The 20,897-nt window shown below is 70.4% G+C and carries 14 protein-coding genes; 3 read left to right on the top strand and 11 right to left on the bottom strand.

What is annotated here, in order from left to right; all coding sequences use genetic code 11:
• Nucleotides 1-38: 38 nt before the first annotated feature.
• The 6 genes from ftsH to ACFXOM_RS14175 form a co-directional block, all read right to left on the bottom strand.
• The gene (gene ftsH, locus ACFXOM_RS14200) at nucleotides 39-1,961 is read right to left on the bottom strand and encodes an ATP-dependent zinc metalloprotease FtsH (RefSeq protein WP_385038001.1); all 1,923 of its coding nucleotides are present in this window, start codon (nucleotides 1,959-1,961) and stop codon (nucleotides 39-41) included.
• 186 nt (nucleotides 1,962-2,147) lie between these two features.
• Nucleotides 2,148-3,695 (bottom strand): signal recognition particle protein, encoded by a 1,548-nt coding sequence (gene ffh / locus ACFXOM_RS14195; protein ID WP_384933914.1) that lies wholly within the window; start codon nucleotides 3,693-3,695, stop codon nucleotides 2,148-2,150.
• Nucleotides 3,696-3,804: 109 nt separating this feature from the next.
• Nucleotides 3,805-6,309, bottom strand: coding sequence for a [protein-PII] uridylyltransferase (locus ACFXOM_RS14190; protein WP_384946653.1), 2,505 nt, complete (start codon nucleotides 6,307-6,309; stop codon nucleotides 3,805-3,807).
• 15 nt (nucleotides 6,310-6,324) lie between these two features.
• Nucleotides 6,325-6,663, bottom strand: a complete 339-nt coding sequence (locus tag ACFXOM_RS14185) for a P-II family nitrogen regulator (protein ID WP_084904268.1) — start codon at nucleotides 6,661-6,663, stop codon at nucleotides 6,325-6,327.
• On the bottom strand, nucleotides 6,660-8,015 hold the full coding sequence (locus ACFXOM_RS14180) for an ammonium transporter (RefSeq protein ID WP_384933908.1): 1,356 nt from the start codon (nucleotides 8,013-8,015) through the stop codon (nucleotides 6,660-6,662). The genes ACFXOM_RS14185 and ACFXOM_RS14180 overlap by 4 nt, the downstream gene beginning before the upstream one ends.
• A gap of 387 nt (nucleotides 8,016-8,402) precedes the next feature.
• Entirely contained in the window at nucleotides 8,403-9,881 is a 1,479-nt protein-coding gene (locus ACFXOM_RS14175; RefSeq protein ID WP_384933905.1) for a hypothetical protein, read from the bottom strand.
• A gap of 427 nt (nucleotides 9,882-10,308) precedes the next feature.
• On the opposite strand from ACFXOM_RS14175, the gene ACFXOM_RS14170 reads away from it, so the two are divergent.
• Complete coding sequence (locus ACFXOM_RS14170) at nucleotides 10,309-10,974, top strand: bifunctional DNA primase/polymerase (protein ID WP_384933902.1); 666 nt, start codon at nucleotides 10,309-10,311, stop codon at nucleotides 10,972-10,974.
• 143 nt (nucleotides 10,975-11,117) lie between these two features.
• Here the strand turns inward: ACFXOM_RS14170 and ftsY are convergent, their stop codons facing one another.
• The gene (gene ftsY / locus ACFXOM_RS14165) at nucleotides 11,118-12,341 is read right to left on the bottom strand and encodes a signal recognition particle-docking protein FtsY (protein WP_384933899.1); all 1,224 of its coding nucleotides are present in this window, start codon (nucleotides 12,339-12,341) and stop codon (nucleotides 11,118-11,120) included.
• A 252-nt stretch (nucleotides 12,342-12,593) separates the two neighbouring features.
• Here ftsY and ACFXOM_RS14160 point away from each other — a divergent pair, with 252 nt between their 5' ends.
• Entirely contained in the window at nucleotides 12,594-13,565 is a 972-nt protein-coding gene (locus ACFXOM_RS14160) for an LLM class flavin-dependent oxidoreductase (RefSeq protein WP_384933897.1), read from the top strand.
• Nucleotides 13,566-13,605: 40 nt separating this feature from the next.
• On the opposite strand, the gene ACFXOM_RS14155 is transcribed toward ACFXOM_RS14160, so the two are convergent.
• The 4 genes from ACFXOM_RS14155 to ACFXOM_RS14140 form a co-directional block, all read right to left on the bottom strand.
• Complete coding sequence (locus ACFXOM_RS14155; RefSeq protein ID WP_384933894.1) at nucleotides 13,606-15,030, bottom strand: sugar porter family MFS transporter; 1,425 nt, start codon at nucleotides 15,028-15,030, stop codon at nucleotides 13,606-13,608.
• A gap of 239 nt (nucleotides 15,031-15,269) precedes the next feature.
• Nucleotides 15,270-18,833: a chromosome segregation protein SMC gene (gene smc / locus ACFXOM_RS14150; protein ID WP_385037998.1), complete on the bottom strand. Its 3,564-nt coding sequence runs from the start codon at nucleotides 18,831-18,833 to the stop codon at nucleotides 15,270-15,272.
• Nucleotides 18,834-19,008: 175 nt separating this feature from the next.
• A complete protein-coding gene (locus ACFXOM_RS14145; protein WP_093653542.1) occupies nucleotides 19,009-19,227 on the bottom strand; it encodes a hypothetical protein in 219 nt (72 codons plus the stop codon).
• Between the two features lie 379 nt (nucleotides 19,228-19,606).
• Nucleotides 19,607-19,888, bottom strand: a complete 282-nt coding sequence (locus ACFXOM_RS14140) for an acylphosphatase (protein WP_384933888.1) — start codon at nucleotides 19,886-19,888, stop codon at nucleotides 19,607-19,609.
• 153 nt (nucleotides 19,889-20,041) lie between these two features.
• Between ACFXOM_RS14140 and ACFXOM_RS14135 the strand changes: the two genes are divergently transcribed.
• A complete protein-coding gene (locus tag ACFXOM_RS14135) occupies nucleotides 20,042-20,887 on the top strand; it encodes a CAP domain-containing protein (RefSeq protein WP_384933885.1) in 846 nt (281 codons plus the stop codon).
• The last annotated feature ends 10 nt before the right edge of the window (nucleotides 20,888-20,897 follow it).

Below are 20,897 nucleotides of genomic sequence, written 5' to 3'. Positions count from 1 at the left end.
GCCCACCGCACGACGCGCACGACGATCACCCGCACCGGCTACTGTTCCGCGCCGTTCCCGGTGTCCCTCGCGATTCCCGCCACGCGGTACGCCGCGTCCTCTTCCAGAGTCTCGTCAACGAGCAGGGCCTCGGCGAGCGCATCCAGCCGCGGGCGGTTCTCACGGAGCTGCCGACAGGCGTTCTCGTAGCACTCGTCGACGATCCTGCGCATCTCGTGGTCGACCGCGTCCAGCGTCCCCGGAGCGGCGACCAGTCCGTACGGCTCCTGGGCGTCGCCCGGGACGGCGCTGATCCGACCGACGCGCTCACTCATGCCCCAGCGGCCGACCATGCCCCGGACCAGCGCGGTGGCCTGCTCCAGGTCGCTCTCCGACCCGGTCGTCACGACCCCGAACACGACGTGCTCGGCAGCCATTCCGCCCAGTGCCCCGGTGATGCGGCCGCGCAGGTAGGACTCGGTGTACGCGTACCTGTCGGCCTCCGGTGTGGACAGGGTGACGCCCAAGGCACGGCCGCGCGGCACGATGGTGATCTTGCGAACGGGATCGGCGCCCGGCTGCAGCATGCCGAGCAGGGCGTGGCCGCTCTCGTGGTAAGCGGTCCTGCGGCGCTCGTCCTCCGGCATGACCAGCGGCCGTTCCGCGCCGAGCTGGACCTTCTCCAGGGCGTCGGACAGGTCGGCCCGCGTCACTTCCGCCTGCCGCCGCTTGACCGCGAGCAGCGCGGCTTCATTGGCCAGGTTGGACAGTTCGGCGCCCGTCATGCCCGGCGTCGTACGGGCCACCCTCGCCAGGTCGACGTCCTCGCCCAGCGGGATCTCCCGGGTGTGGATCTTCAGGATCGCCTCCCGCCCGTCCCGGTCCGGCGGGCTGACCTGCACGATGCGGTCGAAGCGACCGGGACGGGTCAGCGCCGGGTCGAGGACCGCGGCCCGGTTCGTGGCGGCGAGGACGACGACGCCTTCCGAGCCGGTGAAGCCGTCCATCTCGGTGAGGATCTGGTTGAGGGTCTGCTCGCGTTCGTCGTGACCGCTGATGCCGGCCCCGCCGCCGCGTACCCGCCCGATCGTGTCGATCTCGTCGATGAAGACGATGGCCGGGGCGACCTTGCGGGCTTCGGCGAAGAGTTCACGCACCCTCGAGGCACCGACGCCCACGATCATCTCGATGAACTCGGATGCGGAGGCGGAGAAGAACGGGACGCCGGCTTCACCGGCGACGGCCCGCGCGAGCAGCGTCTTGCCGGTGCCGGGCGGTCCCGACAGCAGGACGCCGCCCGGCATGCGCGCTCCCATGTCCCGGTACGCCTGCGGGTTCCTGAGGAAATCGACCACGTCGTTGAGTTCGCCCGCGACCTCGTCGATACCGGCGACGTCCGCGAACGTGGTGCGCCGGCCCACCGTCAGCTGCACCGGCTTCGGTGGCGGTTTGCGGCCCAGCAGCCCGCCGCCCGCCCCCGCGCCCACCCGGCGGGCGAGGAACAACCACAGCAGGACGAGGAGGGCCATCGGGGCGAGGGCGAGGAGCAGGTTGACCAGCAGGCTGCGCTGGACCACGACCGGCTCGGCCGTCACCACGACGCCCTTCCGGGTGAGTTCCTGCCAGAGGTCGTCGTCGGCGAACGACGGTCGCTGGGTGGTGAACTTCGTGTAGTCGCCTCCGCCGTCCGGCAGCGGCCGCCCCGCCTTCAGCTCGCCCTGGATCGCGTCGCCCTTGGCGTAGATCTTGGTGACGTTGCCCGCGGCCACCTGTTTGGCGAATTCCGTGTAAGAGATCGTCGGCTCGCCTCCGCCGGTGAACAACGACAGGAGGAGGTAAGCGAGCAGGAAGACCGCGACGGCGGCGGCGCCGAGACCCACCCAGCCCCCGGGCAGCTTCCTCCTGGAGGGTGCGGGCGGGGGTGCACCCTCGGAGCGCCAGGGCTGGTCGGTCCGGTCGCGCGGGGGTACGGAATTGGCCACGTGCCCTCCTGCCCACGGCCGGTGATGCGGTGGTCTCTGCTCATGACCGCACAGATCCCACGGGCCTGCCACCGGGCACGGCGCGTGCGAAGGCCCCGCGGTCGACGACTTGGGGTCAAGGGGTCGTCGACCGCGGGGCCTTCCTCGTCCGTCCGCTCCCGGACCGCTCCAGTGCGGTGCGGTGCGTCAGCCCATGAACTTCTTGAACTCGTCCGGGAGCTCGAAGTCCTGGCCGCCCTGCCCGCTGGGCAGGCCGAAGGCGCTGCCCTGGCCGGCCTGCTCACGGCGGGCGGCGGCTGCCTGCTCCTCGGCCTTGCGCTTCATCGGGTTGCCGGAGCGCTGCTTGCCCTTGGCCTGCTTCTGCTTCTTCTTCTGTCGGGCCGCGCCGCCGCCCATGCCGGGAATCCCCGGCATGCCCGGCATACCGCCGCCCTGTGCCATCCGCGACATCATCTTGCGGGCGTCGAAGAACCGCTCGACGAGGCTCTTGACCGCGCTGACGTCGACGCCGGAGCCCTTGGCGATACGGGCTCGACGAGAACCATTGATGATCGTCGGGTCCTGACGCTCGGCGGGCGTCATCGACTTGATGATCGCCGCCGTACGGTCCACGTCCCGCTCGTCGATGTTGTTGATCTGGTCCTTGATCTGACCCATGCCGGGCAGCATCCCGAGCAGTTTGGAGATGGAGCCCATCTTCCTGACCTGCTCCATCTGCGCCAGGAAGTCGTCGAGCGTGAACTCCTTGGGGCCCTTCGCCAGTTTGGCCGCCATCTTCTCGGCTTCGGCCTGGCTGAAGGTCTGCTCCGCCTTCTCGATGAGCGACAGCATGTCGCCCATGCCGAGGATGCGGGACGCCATGCGGTCCGGGTGGAAGGCGTCGAAGTCATCCAGCTTCTCGCCGTTGGACGCGAACATGATCTGCTTGCCGGTGACGTGCGCGATGGAGAGCGCGGCACCACCGCGGGCGTCACCGTCCAGCTTGGACAGCACCACGCCGTCGAAGCCGACGCCGTCACGGAAGGCCTCGGCCGTGTTGACGGCGTCCTGACCGATCATCGCGTCGACGACGAAGAGGACTTCGTCGGGGCTGACCGCGTCACGGATGTCCGCGGCCTGCTGCATCATCTCCTGGTCGATGCCGAGGCGGCCCGCGGTGTCCACGATCACGATGTCGTGGACCTTCGACTTCGCGTGGTCGATCGACTCCTTGGCGACCTGTACCGGGTCACCCACCCCGTTGCCCGGCTGCGGGGCGAACACGGCGACGCCGGCACGCTCGGCGACGACGGACAGCTGGTTCACGGCGTTGGGACGCTGGAGGTCGCAGGCCACCAGCAGCGGCGAGTGACCCTGGCTCTTGAGCCAGAGACCGAGCTTTCCGGCGAGGGTGGTCTTACCGGCGCCCTGGAGACCTGCCAGCATGATCACGGTGGGCGGCTGCTTGGCGAACCGCAGTCGACGCGTCTCGCCGCCGAGGATGCCGACGAGCTCCTCGTTGACGATCTTGATGACCTGCTGGGCTGGGTTCAGTGCCTGCGACACCTCGGCGCCCAGCGCGCGCTCCTTGACCTGCTTGATGAAGGCGCGCACGACGGGCAGCGCCACGTCGGCCTCGAGCAGCGCGATGCGGATCTCGCGTGCCGTGGCGTCGATGTCCGCCTCGGACAGGCGGCCCTTGCCCCGGAGGTTCTTGAATGTCGCTGCAAGGCGGTCGGAGAGGGTGTCGAACACGGCGGTCGCGGATCCTCGGGTCTCGGGAGCGGGCGGACAGATCTCCCCAAGGGTATCCGGACGCACGGGCTGGGGTCTGCCCCCAGTCCATGCGTCCGTCCCGGGTGCGTCATCGGCGCAGTGCCGCCTCCAGGGCGCGGGCCACCTCCGCCGCATCGGCGGGTGGCAGCAGGGCGCCGTCGGGGGCTGTGACGTAGAACGCATCGACGGCGTTGGCGCCGAGCGTCGACACGTGGGCACTGCGCACCCGGACCGCCGCGGACTCCAGGGCGCGGCCGATGCGGTGCAGCAGCCCCGGGGCGTCCTGCGCACGGACCTCGATCACCGTGGCCAGCCGGGAGCCCGCCGGGGCGACGGTGACCCTGGGCGGCGGCGCCTGCACTCCCCGCCTGCGGGGGTACGCGGCGTCCCGTTCGGCCAGCCTGGCCGCGATGTCCAGCGAGCCGTCGAGGGCGCGGACGAGGTCGGCCCGGAGCCTGGCCGCCTGCGGGAGTGACCCGTACGCAGCGGCGACCCGCCAGTCCAGCACGAGCACGGCTCCGTGGCCGACCTCACCGGGAAGTTCCACGGCACACAGGTCGGCTGCGCGGACGGTGAGCCGGTGCAGTGCGAGCACCCCGGTGACCGCGGGCAGCACACCCGGCTGGTCGGGCACGGCAATCAGCAGTTCCACTCCGACCGGTTCCGGTTCGCCGTCCGGTTGGGGCGTTTCGGGTTGGGCATGCAGGGCGAGGACCGGACCGCCGGTGCGCAGCGCCTCGACCGCGAGCCGCTCCTGTTCGGCACTGGGCGCGGGGGGTTCGGGTTCGGAGGGGGCTTCGCCCGCCAGCACCCCGCTGACCCGCTTCACCAGGTCGGCGACGAGCGAACCCCGCCAGGACGACCAGGCGGCGGGTCCCGTGGCGAGGGCGTCGGCCTCGGTGAGGGCGTGCAGCAGTTCGAGCGTGCCGGGGGATCCGACCGCCTCCGCCACCGAGCGGACGGTCGCGGGATCGTCCAGGTCGCGCCGGGTGGCTGTCTCGACGAGCAACAGGTGGCGCCGCACCAGGGTGGCGATGACACCCACGTCGTGCTGGTCGAAACCGATGCGGGTGGCGACGTCCCGCGCGATGGTCTCACCCGCCACCGAGTGGTCGCCCGGCCAACCCTTGCCGATGTCGTGGAGGAGCGCGGCGATCAGCAGCAGGTCGGGGCGGCCGACGCGACGGGTGAGCGCGGAGGCACGGACCGCCGTCTCGACGAGGTGCCGGTCCACGGTCCAGGTGTGGACGGGATTGCGCTGGGGGCGACAGCGGACCCGCTCCCAGTCGGGCAGCAGCCGGGCGATCAGGCCCTCGGCCTCCAGCGCCTCCCAGACGGCGACGGTGGACTCGCCGGCACCGAGCAGGGTGACGAGTTCCTCGCGGGCCTCGGCGGGCCAGGGTACGGGCAACGGCTTGGCGGCCGTGGCGAGGCGGCGTACGGCGTGCCGGGACACCGGAAGTCCGGACTGGGCCGCCGCGGCGGCGGCCCGCAGGGGCAGCACCGGGTCGCGTTCCGGCCGCGCGGTGCGGGCGAGGACGACTTCGCCGTCGAGCTCCACGACGCCTTCGGCGAGAGGGGTGCGCTCCGGTTCGGAGCGCCGTCCGGCGAGGGATCGACCGTCGCCCGCCACCACCCTCCTGATGAAGTCGCCGCGCTCCCTTGCCCGGTCCCGGAGGCGCGGTCGGGCGGACCGGGCCCTGAGCACCCGGTTCACCTCGCGCCATGTGACGTCCGCGGCGTACGAGATGGTGCGCGCCGCTTCGTATACCTGTCGTAGCAGTGCGTCGCCGTCCAGGAGGCCCAGCTCGTCGGCGACCTGGGGCTGCTCCTGGAGGGTGAGCCGGTCGGTGGCCCGTCCGGTGGTCAGGTGCAGCGCGTCGCGGGTGTCGAGGAGGACCCGCCGGGCTTCGGCGAGGCCTTCGCGGGGTGCGTCGGCCACCCACGAAGCGGCGACGGCGCGTAGCGCGGTGGCATCGCGCAGCCCGCCGCGCGCCTCCTTGAGGTCCGGTTCGAGCAGGAACTGCAGTTCACCGTGGCGTTCGGCCCGCTCGCGGCACAGCGCGTCGAGTTCCGGCAGGCGCTTGGGCGCCTGGTTGCGCCAGTCGGCGAGGACGGTGGTGCGCAGCCCCGTGACAAGGCCCAGATCGCCGCCGACGGCGCGCGCGTCGAGGAGTCCGAGCTGCACCTTGATGTCCTCCGCGGCCGTCTTCCCGGCCTCCGCCGGGGTGCGGACCGAGTGGTCCAGGGCGAGGCCGAGGTCCCACACCGGGTACCAGATCCGGTCGGCGAGCGAGGCGACCGCCGCGGGATCGGCGCTGCCGTCGTGCAGCAGGAGCAGATCGAGGTCGCTGCGCGGCGAGAGTTCCCCGCGACCGTACCCGCCGACGGCCACCAGGGCCGCGCCCCGCACTCCCGTGTCCTCGGCCGCTGCGGTGAACAGGGCACAGAGCCAGTCGTCGGTCAGCCGGGCCAGGGCAGCACGGCGCGGCGGCCCTGGCTGCGCCTTCTCCTGGAGGAGGCGCAGCCGGGCCGCCGCATAGCTGCTGGGTCCCGGGTCTTCGGTTTCAGTGGTCACGTCGACGCTCGTCACCCGGCAACTCCCGTCTTACAGCGCGTCCGGGCCGCGTTCGCCGGTCCGTACGCGGACGGCGGTGTCGACCGGCACGCTCCACACCTTGCCGTCACCGATCTTCCCGGTCCTGGCAGCCTTCACCACCACGTCGATGAGCTGTTCGGCGTCGTCGTCCTCGACCAGCACCTCGATGCGGATCTTGGGGACGAGGTCGACGGTGTACTCCGCGCCGCGGTAGACCTCGGTGTGGCCGCGCTGCCGTCCGTAGCCGCTGGCCTCGGTGACCGTGAGCCCCTGGACACCGAAGGCCTGCAGGGCCTCCTTGATCTCGTCCAGCCGGTGCGGCTTCACGACTGCGGTGATGAGCTTCATGCGTCCACCTTCTTGGTCTGGTGTGCGGCTGCCACGGAGTCACTGGCCGTGGGGACGGTCCTGCGGGAACCTGCCCCACCACCCGCTCCGCTGAAGTCGTACGCGGTCTCGGCGTGCTCGACCTGGTCGATACCGGAGATCTCGTCGTCCTCGGTGACCCTCATGCCGATCGTCTTGTCGAGGGCGAAGGCGAGGACCGCGGAGACCACCAGAGAGTAGGCGAGGACGGCGAAGACGCCGACGGCCTGCTTGCCGAGTTGCTCGAAGCCTCCGCCGTAGAAGAGGCCCTTGGCGTCCGACTGGACCCCGCCGGTGGCGAAGAAGCCGACCAGGAGCGAACCGATGACACCGCCGACGAGGTGGACGCCGACGACGTCGAGGGAGTCGTCGTAGCCGAGCTTGTACTTGAGGCCGACGGCCATGGCGCACACCAGGCCGGCGATGGCGCCGATGCCGATGGCGCCGAGCGGGGAGCAGGAGCCGCCGGACGGGGTGATGGCGACCAGGCCCGCGACCGCGCCGGACGCCGCGCCGAGGGTGGTGAAGGAGCCGTGGCGGACCTTCTCGTAGGCGAGCCAGGCGAGCATCGCGGCGGCAGTGGCGACCTGGGTGTTGACGAACATCACCGCGCCGACGCCGTCGTCGTTGCCGAGCCAGGATCCGGCGTTGAACCCGAACCAACCGAACCACAGCAGACCGGCACCGAGCATCACCAGCGGGAGGCTGTGCGGCCGCATCGGGTCCTTCTTGAAGCCCACGCGCTTGCCGATGACGAGGATCACGCCCAGGGCCGCGGCACCCGCGTTGATGTGGACGGCGGTACCTCCGGCGAAGTCGATGACTCCCAATTCGAAGAGCCAGCCACCGGCGCCCCAGACCCAGTGTGCGACCGGGAAGTAGACGACGGTGACCCAGAGCGCGATGAAGAGCGCCCAGGCGGTGAACTTCACGCGGTCCGCGAGGGCGCCGCTGATCAGGGCAGGCGTGATGATCGCGAACATCAGCTGGAAGACGGCGAAGACGTACACGGGGATGGTGTAGCCGTCCCACAGCTGGTTGAGCCCGATCCCGCTGAGTCCGACATAGTCGGAGGACCAGCCGATGAACGAGCCCGCGTCGGTGCCGAAAGCGAGGCTGAAGCCGAACAGCACCCAGAGGATCGTGACGATCCCGAGGCTGATGAAGCTCATCATCAGCATGTTGAGGGTGCTTTTGACGCGGACCATGCCTCCGTAGAAGAAGGCCAGGCCCGGCGTCATGAGCATCACCAAAGCGGAGCAGATGAGCATGAACCCGGTGTTGGCGGCAGACAGCGTGGGTGCGTCTGCGGCAAGCGTGATGCCTGGGGGCATCGGCGTCTCCTCGTCGTCGTACGGCCTGTGCGGGGCGGGAGCCTGGGCGGCTGGACAACCGGTGCGGCTGGATCCGGTGGGGCTGCCCTGGGGAGTCGGCCGGTTATGCGCCATGAGATTGGCGCGCCGCGGTTTCCGTCGATGCCGCACCATGTTTCACCGCAGTGACGAAGACGGCGGGTGTGTTACGCGCACATGAACTACACGTCGCGATCATGGAGGCGGGCATACCATCCCGAAACCGCAACGCGTCCGTGAGGGCGGCGCCGTTCTCGGCGCAGAGGAGGAGCCGGTCGCGGCGGTCACCCGTTTGACCTGGCGTGGGGAGCCGAGTCGGGCGGTTTCAGGGTGACCGCCGCGCCGGAGTCACAAGGGCTGCCGGCCGGATCAGACCGCTTCCGCGACCTCCGGCAGCTGTGCCGTGAGGCGGTCGGTGAGGTGAACGACCTCGGCGACGTCCCCGAAGTCCCTGGCTGCCGTGTCCACGGTCTTGCGGAGCCTGTTGTTGACCCGCTCGGAGCGGACCCGCCTGGCGATCGAGAGCGCCTGCCCGGCCAGCTGCGTGGCCTGCTCCGGCTCCCTCTTCAGCAGGTGCACGGTGGCCATGCCGACGAGGTTGAGCGCATACGAGCGCTGGTACACCTTGTCCTCGCTGAAGAGCTCGACGGCACGCTCCATGACGGGCTCGGCGAGCGAGGCGTAGCTCGGGCTGCGGCCGGCCACGTAGGCCAGGTCCCGGTAGGAGTGGGCGTTCTCCCCGTTGAGCTCGGCCTCGGAGAAGAAGCGGATCCAGTCGGGCTCGGGCGCGTCGCACTCGAGCGCGTCGACGAAGACGTCCTCGGCCATGCGGACGGCCCGCTTGGTCTTGCTGGGCTGGCCCATGTTGGCGTAGGCGCGGGCTTCCATCGCATACAGCATCGCCTGGGTGCGCGGGGTCGCACAGTCGCGACTGCCGTACTGGGCGAGATGGATGAGCTCCAGGGCGTCGTCGGGCCGTCCGAGGTGGATCATCTGGCGGCTCATGGAGGAGAGGATGTACGAGCCGAGCGGCTTGTCACCCGCCTCCTTGGCGGCGTGCAGCCCGAGAACGAAGTACTTCTGAGCGGTGGGCTGCAATCCCACGTCGTAGCTCATCCATCCGGCCAGCTCGGCCAGCTCGGCGGCGCACCTGAACAGCCGCTTGGCGACGTGCGCGGGCTGGGGTTCCTGGAGTAGGTCCGTCACTTCGTGGAGCTGCCCGACGACCGCTTTGCGCCGCAGCCCGCCGCCGCACTGGGCGTCCCACTGGCGGAACATCACGGTGGTGGACTCCAGGAGGTCCAGCTCGGGCGCGGAGAGTCGTGCGGAGCGGCGTACCGCCCCGGCGGACTCCTGGGGCGACGCGGGCTCCGCCGGCGGCGACGGCACCAGCCAGCGCTGCATCGGCTCGATGAGCGCGGGTCCGGCGGAGAGCGCCAGCGAGGTCCCCAGGAATCCGCGTCGCGCCAGCATCAGGTCGCTGCGGGAGAACTCGCTGAGCAGGGACACGGTCTGCGGCCCCGCCCAGGGCAGGTCCACCCCGGACACCGAGGGCGCCTGGTGTGCGGTGCGGAGCCCGAGGTCCTCGACGGCGACGACGGTCCCGAAGCGCTCGGAGAACAGCTCGGAGAGGATGCGCGGGATCGGCTCGCGCGGCTGCTCGCCGTCGAGCCACCTGCGGACCCGTGAGGTGTCCGTGCTGATGTGGTGCGCGCCGATCTGGCGGGCCCTGCGGTTCACCTGCCGCGCGAGCTCGCCCTTCGACCAGCCGCTGCGCACGAACCAGGAGCCCAACTGCTCGTTGGGGCGCTTCCCGGTGCTCGTACCGTCTGCGCCACTGCCACCCACTGGAACGCCCCCATCCTTCGATGCCTTGCTGCGCGAACCCCTATCAGAATGCCGCGAGTTGAGACTCTCCGTCCGGAGTTCACCCTCCGTCGAACAGAGAACCGACTTGCCTCCGGCATACCCGTGAACGCGAGGAATCTTCGGGGTTCGTGCACTGAAAGTAATCCCACGATCACCGGTCCTGCCATGGCGATTCCAGAAACGCCACCATTCGCCACCCCTTCGAATGAAGTCGCTTGCGGCCGGGCGCGATTCACTTGACCCACGACGACCAGGGCAACGCGCAGCGTTGCGCGCCAGGGCGCGCGCGGCCCGACGCGCCACCCGGAAAGACACTTCGCACCGGCGAGGCGGCACGACGGCGACTGAGCGTCACCGGCAGACTCCAAGTCGTAACCACCGGCGAGTGAGACACGTTGGAGGGGGCATGGGCTTCACGATCGGCGGCAGCAGGGGTGTCCGGGAGATCCGGCCGGGCTCGTGGCGCCGCGGCCGCGCCACGGAGTGCACAGCGGTCGCCGAGTACACGGGACTGTGGGGCTGGGACGTGGTCCCGGGAGCGAGGGCGTCCACCGGGAGGTGCTCGTGCGGTGACGCCACGTGCAGTTCCCCGGGAGCGCACCCGCTGGACTTTGCGCCCGAGGTGCCCGCGGGTTCGACGCTGGACGACGTCACCCGCGCCTGGGCCCGGGTGCCGGGCGCCGCGGTACTGCTCCCGGTGGGCCGGCATTTCGACGTCCTGGAGGTGGCCGAGCAGGCCGGGCGGCACGCCCTGGTCCGTCTGGAGCGGATGGGCCTGCCACTGGGCCCCGTCTGCGTGACCCCGACCGGCCGGGCCCAATTCTTCGTCGCCCCAGGCGCCTCCACCGAGCTTCCCGCGCTGCTCTACCGGATGGGCTGGGATGACGCGGATCTCGACCTGCGCTGCCTGGGTCGCGGCAGCCACCTGACGGCGCCCCCCTCCGACCACGGGGGCCTCGGCCCGGTCCGCTGGCTGCGCCCGCCGGTCCCCGACGCCCCGGGAGCCCCGCCCCAGGCCCGTCTGCTCCTCGGCACGCTGGCGTACATCTGCCACCGCTCCGCCGCCGCGTGACGCACACGGCCAGCCGTCGCTGATCGGCCCCGTCGCTGATCGGCCCCGCCCACCGGAGCGACGCGAAGGCCCACCGGAAGCACAGGCCCCGTGCCGCGGCGAGCAGCACGGGGCCTGGAGTCGGTGCCTGTCGAAAGGTTCCTTCAGTCGCCGATCAGGGCGTCCACGAATGCCTCGGGCTCGAACGGGGCCAGGTCGTCCGGGCCCTCGCCGAGACCGACGAGCTTGACCGGCACATCGAGTTCCCGCTGGACAGCGACGACGATCCCGCCCTTGGCCGTGCCGTCGAGCTTGGTCAGCACGATGCCGGTGATGTCCACGACCTCGGCGAAGACACGCGCCTGGATCAGACCGTTCTGGCCGGTCGTGGCGTCGAGGACCAGGAGCACCTCGTCCAGCGGGCCGTGCTTCTCGACGACGCGCTTGACCTTGCCGAGCTCGTCCATGAGGCCCGTCTTGGTGTGCAGCCGGCCCGCGGTGTCGATGAGGACGACGTCGGCGCCCTCGGCAATGCCTTCCTTGACCGCGTCGAAGGCGATCGACGCCGGGTCGCCGCCCTCTGGTCCGCGGACCGTGCGTGCCCCGACCCGCTCGCCCCAGGTCTGGAGCTGGTCCGCGGCAGCTGCACGGAAGGTGTCCGCGGCACCCAGGACGACGCTGCGTCCGTCGGCGACGAGCACCCGGGCCAGCTTGCCCGTGGTGGTCGTCTTGCCGGTTCCGTTGACACCGACGACCATCACGACACCCGGGGTGTCCAAGCCGCTCTCGGTCTTCAGCTCGCGGTCGTAGTCCGTACCGACGAGGCGGAGCAGCTCGTCTCGGAGCAGCCCGCGCAGCTCCTCCGGGGTGCGCGTGCCCAGCACCTTCACCCGCTCACGCAGGTGCTCGACCAGCTCCTGCGTCGGAGCGACGCCGACGTCCGCGGTGAGGAGCGTGTCCTCGATCTCCTCCCACGTCTCCTCGTCGAGGTGCTCCCGCGACAGCAGGGTGAGCAACCCCTTGCCCAGCGTGTTCTGCGAGCGGGCCAGCCGGGCGCGCAGCCGCACCAAACGGCCCGCGGTCGGCTCCGGAATCTCGATCGCAGGCGCCTCGGGCGCCGCGATGACCGGGTCCTCGACGGTGGCGGGAGCCTCCGCGGCCTCCTCGGCGGTGGGGAGGTCGACCTCTTCGATGGTGCGGCGCGGTTCTTCGCGCGGTGTCTCCGCCTCCTCGCCGACGTGCGGCTCAGCTGGCGGAGCAGTGATGGTCGGCGTGCTGGACGGCGCCGAGGGCGGCAGCTGCTTCTTCTTGCGGCTGCCGACCACGAGGCCGCTGATCACGCCGACCGCGACCAGGGCGATGACTACAGCAAGGATGACGATTTCCATAACCCACCCAGTATCGGCCACGTCCACCCGGGACCGGCCACCTCGGAGGATCGCACGAGAGGGAGCCGCATTGTGCATCTCCCACAGCCCGCCTCGGACGGCCGCCCACCGCCGCTCCGGGCAGGTGGCTCCGGACCGCGACGCAGGAGGCACCACACGGGTGTTCTCATCTGACGCTACGTCAGCTAGCGTCCGGTGCGCCACGCCCGCATCCGGCAGAGCACGGCCACACCGGCAGAGGGGACGCCCGTCATGGCCTTCACCGTCGTACGGCTCAACCTCGTCGATCCCGCGGCGACGCCCGGGACGCTCGCGGACCGCTACCACGCGGCCCTGGAGATGGCGGCGTACGCGGACGACCGGGGCGTCGACACCATCCAGACCGAGGAGCACCACGGGGCCGACGACAACTGGCTCCCCTCCCCCTTCGTCCTCGCGGGCGCGGTCTTCGGTGCGACCCGTCGGATCGCCGTCACCGTCTCGGCGATCATCGGCCCGCTGCACGATCCGCTACGACTGGCCGAGGAGATCGCGGTACTGGACCTGCTGGGCAGGGGGCGGCTGGTCACGGTCGCGGGAATCGGCTACCGGCCCGAGGAGTACGCCGCCCGCGGCGTCGACTGGGACCGCCGGGGCGCGCTCCAGGACGAGTTGCTGGACACGCTCCTCGCGGCATGGACCGGGGAGGAGTTCACCCACCGGGGACGTACCGTGCGGGTCACCCCGCGCCCGTACACCCAGCCCCACCCGCTGTTGCTGGTCGGCGGCTCCTCGAGACCCGCGGCGCGACGTGCGGCCCGGCGCGGGCTGCCGTTCTTCCCGAGCGCGCACCTGCCCGAGTTGGAGGCCTACTACCACCGGATGCGCGAGGAGTACGGAACGGAGGGCTTCTGCATGATGCCGGCGCCCGAGACGCCGCTGCTGCACGTCGCGGAGGATCCGGACCGGGTGTGGGCAGAGCACGGACACCACTTCCTGCACGAGGCCCTGACGTACGCCTCGTGGCAGTCCAAGGAGATCCGCTCGGCCGTGAGGTCGACGGCCACGACGGTCTCCGAGCTGCGGGCGGAGGGCGTCTACCGGGTGCTGACGCCCGACGAGTGCGTCGCCGTCGGGACGGAAAGCCTGGTGCTGCACCCGCTCTGCGGCGGCATGCCGGTGGACGAGGGGTGGCGCAGCGTGCAGTTGTTCTGTGAACAGGTGCTGCCCCGGCTCACGGGGTGAGCCGGGGCAGTTCCGTGTCCGAGGAGAGGGGCAGCGGGGATTAGCCCATCTCCTCCAACGCCTTGCCCTTCGTCTCCGGCACCCACTTAAGGATGAACGGGATCGAGAGCACGGCGAAGACCGTGTAGATGACGTAGGCGCCGGAGAGGTTCCAGTCCGACAGCGTCGGGAACGTCACGGTGATCAGCCAGTTGGCGATCCACTGGGCCGACGCGGCGACACCCAGCGCTGCGGCGCGGATCTTGCCGGGGAACATCTCGCCGAGCAGCACCCACACCACGACGCCCCAGGAGAGCGCGAAGAAGAGGACGAAGAAGTTCGCGGCGAACAGGGCGACCGTGCCCTGGAGGCTGGGCAGCGAGACCTCGCCGCCGGTTACGGTCTTGTACGAGAACGCCCAGGCGGCGAGCCCCAGCGAGACCGCCATGCCGGTGGAGCCGATGAGCGCGAGCGGCTTGCGGCCGATCCGGTCGACCGTGAGCATCGCGATCACCGTACCGATGATGTTCACGATCGACGTCTCGAAGGAGTAGAAGAACGAGCTCGCGGGGTTGATGCCGACCGACTGCCACAGCGACGAGCTGTAGTAGAAGATCACGTTGATGCCCACGAGTTGCTGGAAGACGGAGAGGCCGATACCCACCCAGACGATCGGCAGGAAGAGGAACTTGCCGCCGAGCAGGTCGCGGAACGAGGGCTTGCGCTCGTGCCGCATGTTGGTCTCGATCTCCGACACCCGGGTGTCCAGGTTGATCTGCTTGCCCTCGACGTCACGGAGCACCTTGCGGGCCTGGTCGTAGCGGCCGACGGAGATCAGGAACCGCGGCGACTCGGGGATGACGAGGGAGAACAACCCGTAGAGCACCGCCGGGACCACCATGATGCCCAGCATCCACTGCCAGGCCTCCAGACCGGCGATCTCGCCACGCTGGTTACCGCCCGCGATGTTGAGGACCGTGTAGTTGACGAGCTGCGAGACCGCGATGCCGATGACGATCGCGGCCTGCTGGAACGAGGCGAGACGGCCACGGTAGGCGGACGGGGACACCTCGGCGATGTAGGCGGGGGCGATGACCGACGCCATGCCGATGGCGATGCCGCCGATGACGCGCCAGACTGCCAGGTCCCAGAGGGCGAACGGCAGTGCGGAACCGATGGCGCTGGCCGTGAAGAGTACCGAGGCGATCTGCATGACGCGGATCCGGCCGATGCGGTCGGCGATCCGGCCCGCGGTCGCCGCACCGATGGCGCAACCGATCAGCGCGGCGGCGATCACCTGGGCCAGAGCCTCGGAGCCGACGTCGAAGCGGTCCCGGATGGCCACCACGGCTCCGTTGATCACCGCGCTGTCGTATCCGAAGAGGAAGCCACCCATCGCGGCTGCCGCCGCAATGAAGATGACGTGGCTGAGATGCTCCGGCCTGGCCTTCCGGCCTTCTGGCTGCGCCTGCGCTGTGCTGGTCACATGTACTCCTGGGGCCGTCCGGCACCGGCGCCGGACGTGGGGGGCGAAGCCCTTCCAGTGGCGCACAACATGGCGCCGCCCACCACTTGAAGGTAAAAGCAACGTTGCCGAGACTATGCCTTCAAGTTTCGAAGTCAATACCCGGGGTCTACTTGAAGGTGAGCTGGACCAGGAAATGTTTATGTACAAGTTTTGAAGATCCAGAGAGGATTGACCGGCCCCAGACCCCGGAGGGCAGGTCAACGCAGCCGCTGGCTGATGACCTTGGAAACTCCGTCACCCTGCATGGACACGCCGTAGAGGGCGTCCGCGACCTCCATGGTGCGCTTCTGATGGGTAATCACGATCAGCTGGGAACTCTCCTGCAGCTCCTGCATGATCCGGATCAACCGCTGGAGGTTGGTGTCGTCGAGCGCCGCCTCGACCTCGTCCATCACGTAGAAGGGGCTCGGCCGGGCCTTGAAGATGGACACCAGCATGGCTACGGCGGTCAGCGAACGTTCACCACCCGACAGCAGCGACAGCCTCTTCACCTTCTTGCCGGGCGGGCGGGCCTCTACGTCCACGCCGGTGGTGAGCATGTTCTCCGGATCCGTCAACACGAGTCGGCCCTCACCGCCGGGGAAGAGCCGGGAGAAGACGCCCTCGAACTCGCGCGCGGTGTCCCGGTACGCCTCCGTGAAAACCTGCTCGACCCGCTCGTCCACCTCCTTCACCACCTGCAGGAGGTCCGCCCGGGTCTTCTTCAGGTCTTCGAGCTGCTCGGACAGGAACTTGTGCCGTTCCTCCAGTGCCGCGAACTCCTCGAGGGCGAGGGGGTTCACCTTTCCGAGTTGCTGGTACGCCCGTTCGGCGGACTTGAGACGCTTCTCCTGCTCGGCGCGGACGAACGGACGGGGCTGGTTCCGCGGATGCCCCGGGTCCTCGGGGAGTTCCTCCCCCTCGGCCGGCGGTGACGGCGGCACCGGCAGGTCGGGCCCGTACTCGGACACCAGGCCCGCGGGCTCGACGCCCAGCTCCTCGAGCGCCTTCGCCTCCAGCTGCTCGATCCGCATGCGCTTCTCCGCCCCGAGGACCTCGCCGCGGTGGACGGAATCGGTGAGCTTGTCGAGCTCGCCCTTGAGGTCCCGGCCGTCGCCGCGGGCCACGGCGAGCTCCTGCTCCCGCTCCGCCTTCACCGCCTCGGCCACGGACCGCCCCAGCTCGGCCCGACCGACGGACACTTCGACGTGGGCGAGGAGCTGGCGCGCGCCGCTCGTCACGGCCCGGGCCACGTCCGCCTCGTGCCGGAGGCGGGCGCGGCGCTGCTCCGCACGCGCCCGTGCCTCCCGCTCGGCACGCGCGCCGCGGTCGAGGGCATCGGCCCGACCCGCGAGCCCCTTCACCCGCTCCTCATGGGTACGGACCTGGAGCCGAGCCTCCATCTCGGTCTGACGGGCGTTGGCACCGTCGGCGGCGAGCCGGTCGCGTGCAGAGGTGTCGGGCTCCTCCTCCGTGTCTCCGAAGGGAGAGCCCTCCTCGGCCGCCACCAGCCGCTCGGCGAGCTCCTCCGCCTCGCGGAGCGCCTGCTCCAGTGCCTCCTCGGCCCGGTCCGCGGCAGAGGCCGTCCGCTCGGCCTCCCCCGCCGCCCCGCGCGCCTGACCCGCGAGCCGGCCCAGTTGCTGGGCGACGCCGGCCTTCTCCTTCTCCGCCGCCCGCCGCCGTTCCCCGAGCTCCTCCACGAGCCGGGCGCAAGAGGCACGCCGCTCGGTGGCGTCCTGCTGCCGGGCGGCCAGTTCCTCACACCGTCCCGCCAACTCCTCCAATTGCGCCGCGGTCTCGTCGACGGACGCCTGAACCTCCAGCAGGCTCGGAGCCCCGGCGGATCCCCCTTGGGCGAAGTGCGCAGCGAGCAGGTCGCCCTCGGCGGTGACCGCGGTGATCCCGGGCCGTGCGTACACCAGATCTTCGGCGTCCTCCAGCGTGCCGACCACCACAATGCCGTGGAGCAGCCGCCGCACGGCGGGCAACAAGTCCTCGGGCCCGCTGACCAGGTCGGCGGCGTACGGGGGACCGTCGTGGCGCTCCTTCGGCACGGGTTCGGGCGCCCCGCCCAGCAGTACGGCAGCGCGCCCGGCGTCGGCCTTGCGCAGCAGGCGCAGGGCCTCGGCCGCCGTCGCCGGGTTGGACACGGCCACCGCGTCCGCGGCGGAACCGAGCGCGGCGGCCACGGGCACCTCGTAGCCCGGGGCCACGGTCAACAGCTCGGAGGCGGGGCCCAGCAGTCCGGCCAGCCGGTCCTTCGCGGCGAGCAGCGCCCCGGTGCCGTCCTTGCGGCGCAACCCCTGGGCGAGGGCTTCGTGGCGGGCCGCGAGTGCGGCGCGCTGACGCTCCGCCGCGGTGGCCGCCTCACGGGCGGCGGACAGCGCCGCCTCCGCGTCCGCCAGTTCCCGCCGGGCCAGGTCGTGCTGCTCGGCCAGTGCGGAGTCGTCCTCATCCAGCCCGTCAACCTCCGCCTTGAGCTGCTCGTACTCTGCCTGTGCCGCGCTCGCCCGCTCCCCTGCCTCGTCGCGCGCCGCGGCCAACCGGCCGATCTCGGCCTGTGCGGACGCGGCCCGGGACCGGGCCGCATTCACCTGTCCGTTCAGACGTGCGAGGCCTTCCCTCCGGTCGGCGATCGCGCGCGCGACGTCCTTGAGGCGCCGCTCTTCGGCTGCGAGTTCGCGCTCAAGTTCGGCCCGGTGCGCGACCGTGTCCTCAAGGGCGCGTTCGGCTGCCTCCAGTGCGGCTCCCAGCTCCGCCTCCTGCTCGCGGATCCGGGCGGCCTCGCGTTCCATGTCCTCGGGGTCGCGGCCACGCCGCTCCTCCACCGGGGACGAGGTCGCGCTCGTGACCCGGGCCTCGGCCAGCGAGACCGTGCCACGCACCCGCTCGGCCAGCTGGGAGAGCTCGTACCAGGTCTGCTGGGCGCGCTGCAGCCGAGGGGCGAGCCGCCGCACCTCGTCCTCCAGCTCCGCCTCTCGGGTCTGTGCGGCCCGCAGCTCCGCCTCTGCGGCCTCCTTGCGCTGCTTCAGTGCCGCCTCGTCGGCGATCTCCGACTTCAGCGCTTCGCGCATCGTCACGAGGTCGTCGGCGAGGAGCCGCAGCCGGGCGTCCCGCAGGTCCGCTTGGATGACGGCGGCCCGTCGCGCGACCGCGGCCTGTCTCCCCAGTGGTTTGAGCTGCCGCCGCAACTCGTCGGTCAGGTCCTGGACCCGGGCGAGGTTCGCCTGCATCGCGTCCAGCTTCCGCAGGGCCTTCTCTTTCCGCTTGCGATGCTTGAGGACGCCCGCGGCCTCCTCGATGAACGCCCGGCGCCCCATCGGGTCCGCGTGCAGGACCGAGTCGAGCTGCCCCTGCCCGACGATCACGTGCATCTCTCGTCCGATGCCCGAGTCGGAGAGCAGTTCCTGGATGTCCAACAACCGGCAGGTGTCACCGTTGATCTGGTATTCGCTGCCCCCGTTGCGGAACATGATCCGCGTAATTGTGACCTCGGCATATTCGATGGGCAGCGCCCCGTCGGAATTGTCGATCGTCAGGGACACCTCGGCCCGACCGAGGGGCGGCCGACCGGTCGTCCCCGCGAAGATGACGTCCTCCATCTTGCCGCCGCGCAGGGACTTCGCACCCTGCTCGCCCATGACCCAGGACAACGCGTCGACGACATTGGACTTTCCGGAACCGTTCGGCCCGACGACGCAGGTGATACCTGGCTCGAAGCGCAGTGTCGTGGCGGAGGCGAAGGATTTGAATCCGCGCAGGGTCAGGGCCTTGAGGTGCACGCCGCCGGACTCTACCCCTCGGTCTCGGTTTCACCTATGAAGGTGCAGGGCACATCAGACGGTAAGCAGACCACTACACCCGGGGAAACAAAGAAAGAAGGGACGCCGAAGCGTCCCTTGCATACGTACCTGTCTTGCGAGAGAGTTTCCCACCTGAACCCCACAGGGGCTGGGATCAGGTGAGCGCCGGCTCGCCCTTGGGTACGTCGATGTCGATGCCTTCAAGCAGCGACTCGCCATGGTGCTGTGCGGCGGCAGCACTCAGCGCGTCGTTCTCGGACTGAATCCGTACGAGCTCGGATTCCAGGTCCTGGACGCGCTGCTGAAGCCGTCGCATCTCGGCGAGGAGTCGCGGGTCGGAACCGCCGACGTAACCGAGAAGCGCCTTTGCCATGATGGATGGTCCTCCACACTGAGTGACCGACCGATGCGGTTTGGGTCGTGAGGGATTCGCACCCGCGGTGCTCGGCAGCGCTTTGTTTCACTGCGGTTCGTACTGCCAAACAGCTAAGGTGCGCGGGGGCTTCCAGCGTCTCACCAAAAAGTTTGACGGTCAACACGATCACGCCCCGTATCCGCGGGCAGCCGTGGGCCACGCCGCGCGGTGCACGGCATCGGCTCTCCGTCGGGGCCCGCGGGAGCGTGGAGATCATCCCTAGGGCGGCAGCCTGGCACGGCAGTCCGGTTATTGGCAACCACCAGGCCATTCCTGCCGTTCGCAGAAGCCGTCGGCGGTCGGATGAACACATCGCGTGGCCGTTTCCTGGGCCGACTCAGCGGATCGCGAAGCCCTCGTACCCCCCGCGCGGCTCGCCCCAGATCTCCGTCACTCCATCGACGCGTCCGGGCGTGTCGGGGGACGTCAGCCAGGTGAGCAGACGGTGGCAATTATCACGTGGGCCCTCCGCCACGACCTGCACCCGACCGTCGTCAAGATTCAGGGCAAACCCATGGAGACCGCCGATATCCAGAGCATTCTCCCTGGTGAACCAGCGAAAGCCCACTCTCTGCACTCGGCCGCGCACCCATGCCGTGAGCCGTGCGTCATCGTTCATGCGCGCACGTTACACGTCACCCGATCGGCCGATCGGGTTTGCGTCACATCGCCCCTTCTTGTTCTTCGCGTACAGTCCCGACGCAATAGACCTCACTCATTCGTGTGAGATCTCGCGTAGTGAGTTTGTCGTCGAACAAGAAAGGGCGACCGGATGGGACGCCACCGCCGGAAGAACCGGGCCGCGGTGCCCGTACGCACCGGGCTGCTCGGGGTCTCCGCCGCCGTGGCGGTGGGTGCCGTGGCCGTGGCATCCGGCCTGGTGCCCGTCGGCGACACGTTCACCTGGGGCGAGAGCGGCAGTGAGCGGGTGAGCGTCGAGGGGGCGAGCCGGCTGAGCCCCCAGGGCGGTGCGTCAGCCACTCCGTCCGAGCGTCCCTCGGCGACCGCGACGGGCGGCACCGCACGTGCCGCCTCCCCGACGAAGGGCCTGTCCTCCACCTCCGGAAAGGCATCCCCCACGGCGTCGAAGACACCAGCGGAGAAGAAGCAGGAGCCGAAGGCTCCCGCGACGAAGAAGTCCGCCGCGCCGCGCACCGGGACGCCCGAGCGCAAGGCGCCGGCGCGCAGCGCCGCCGCGGTGGCCCCCGCACCGTCCACCCACCGCAAACCGCCGACGGGTGAAGCCGCTGCGGAGGCCGCGGTACTCGCCCTGGTCAACGAGGAACGGGCCAAGGTGGGCTGCAGCCCGGTCCGCCCGGACGGATCGCTGGGGGCGCTCGCCGGGGCGTTCAGCGCGGACATGGCTTCGCGCGGCTTCTTCGACCACACGGATCCGGACGGCGCCACGCCGTGGGACCGTGCCGCGAAGGCCGGGGTGAGCAGGCTGGGCGGCGAGAACATAGCCCGCGGTCAGGCGGACGCCGCGACGGTGATGAACTCCTGGATGAGCAGCGAAGGCCACCGCGCGAACATCCTGAACTGCTCCTACAGGACTCTCGGCGTGGGTGTGTCCTTCGCCGACGGCGGTCCCTGGTGGACGCAGGACTTCGGCTACTGAGATTCCCGCA

Source organism: Streptomyces sp. NPDC059169, assembly GCF_042755225.1.
GTDB lineage: Bacteria > Actinomycetota > Actinomycetes > Streptomycetales > Streptomycetaceae > Streptomyces.
The sequence above is the reverse complement of the archived record's forward strand: the minus strand, read 5'-3'. Positions and strand labels throughout refer to the sequence as shown.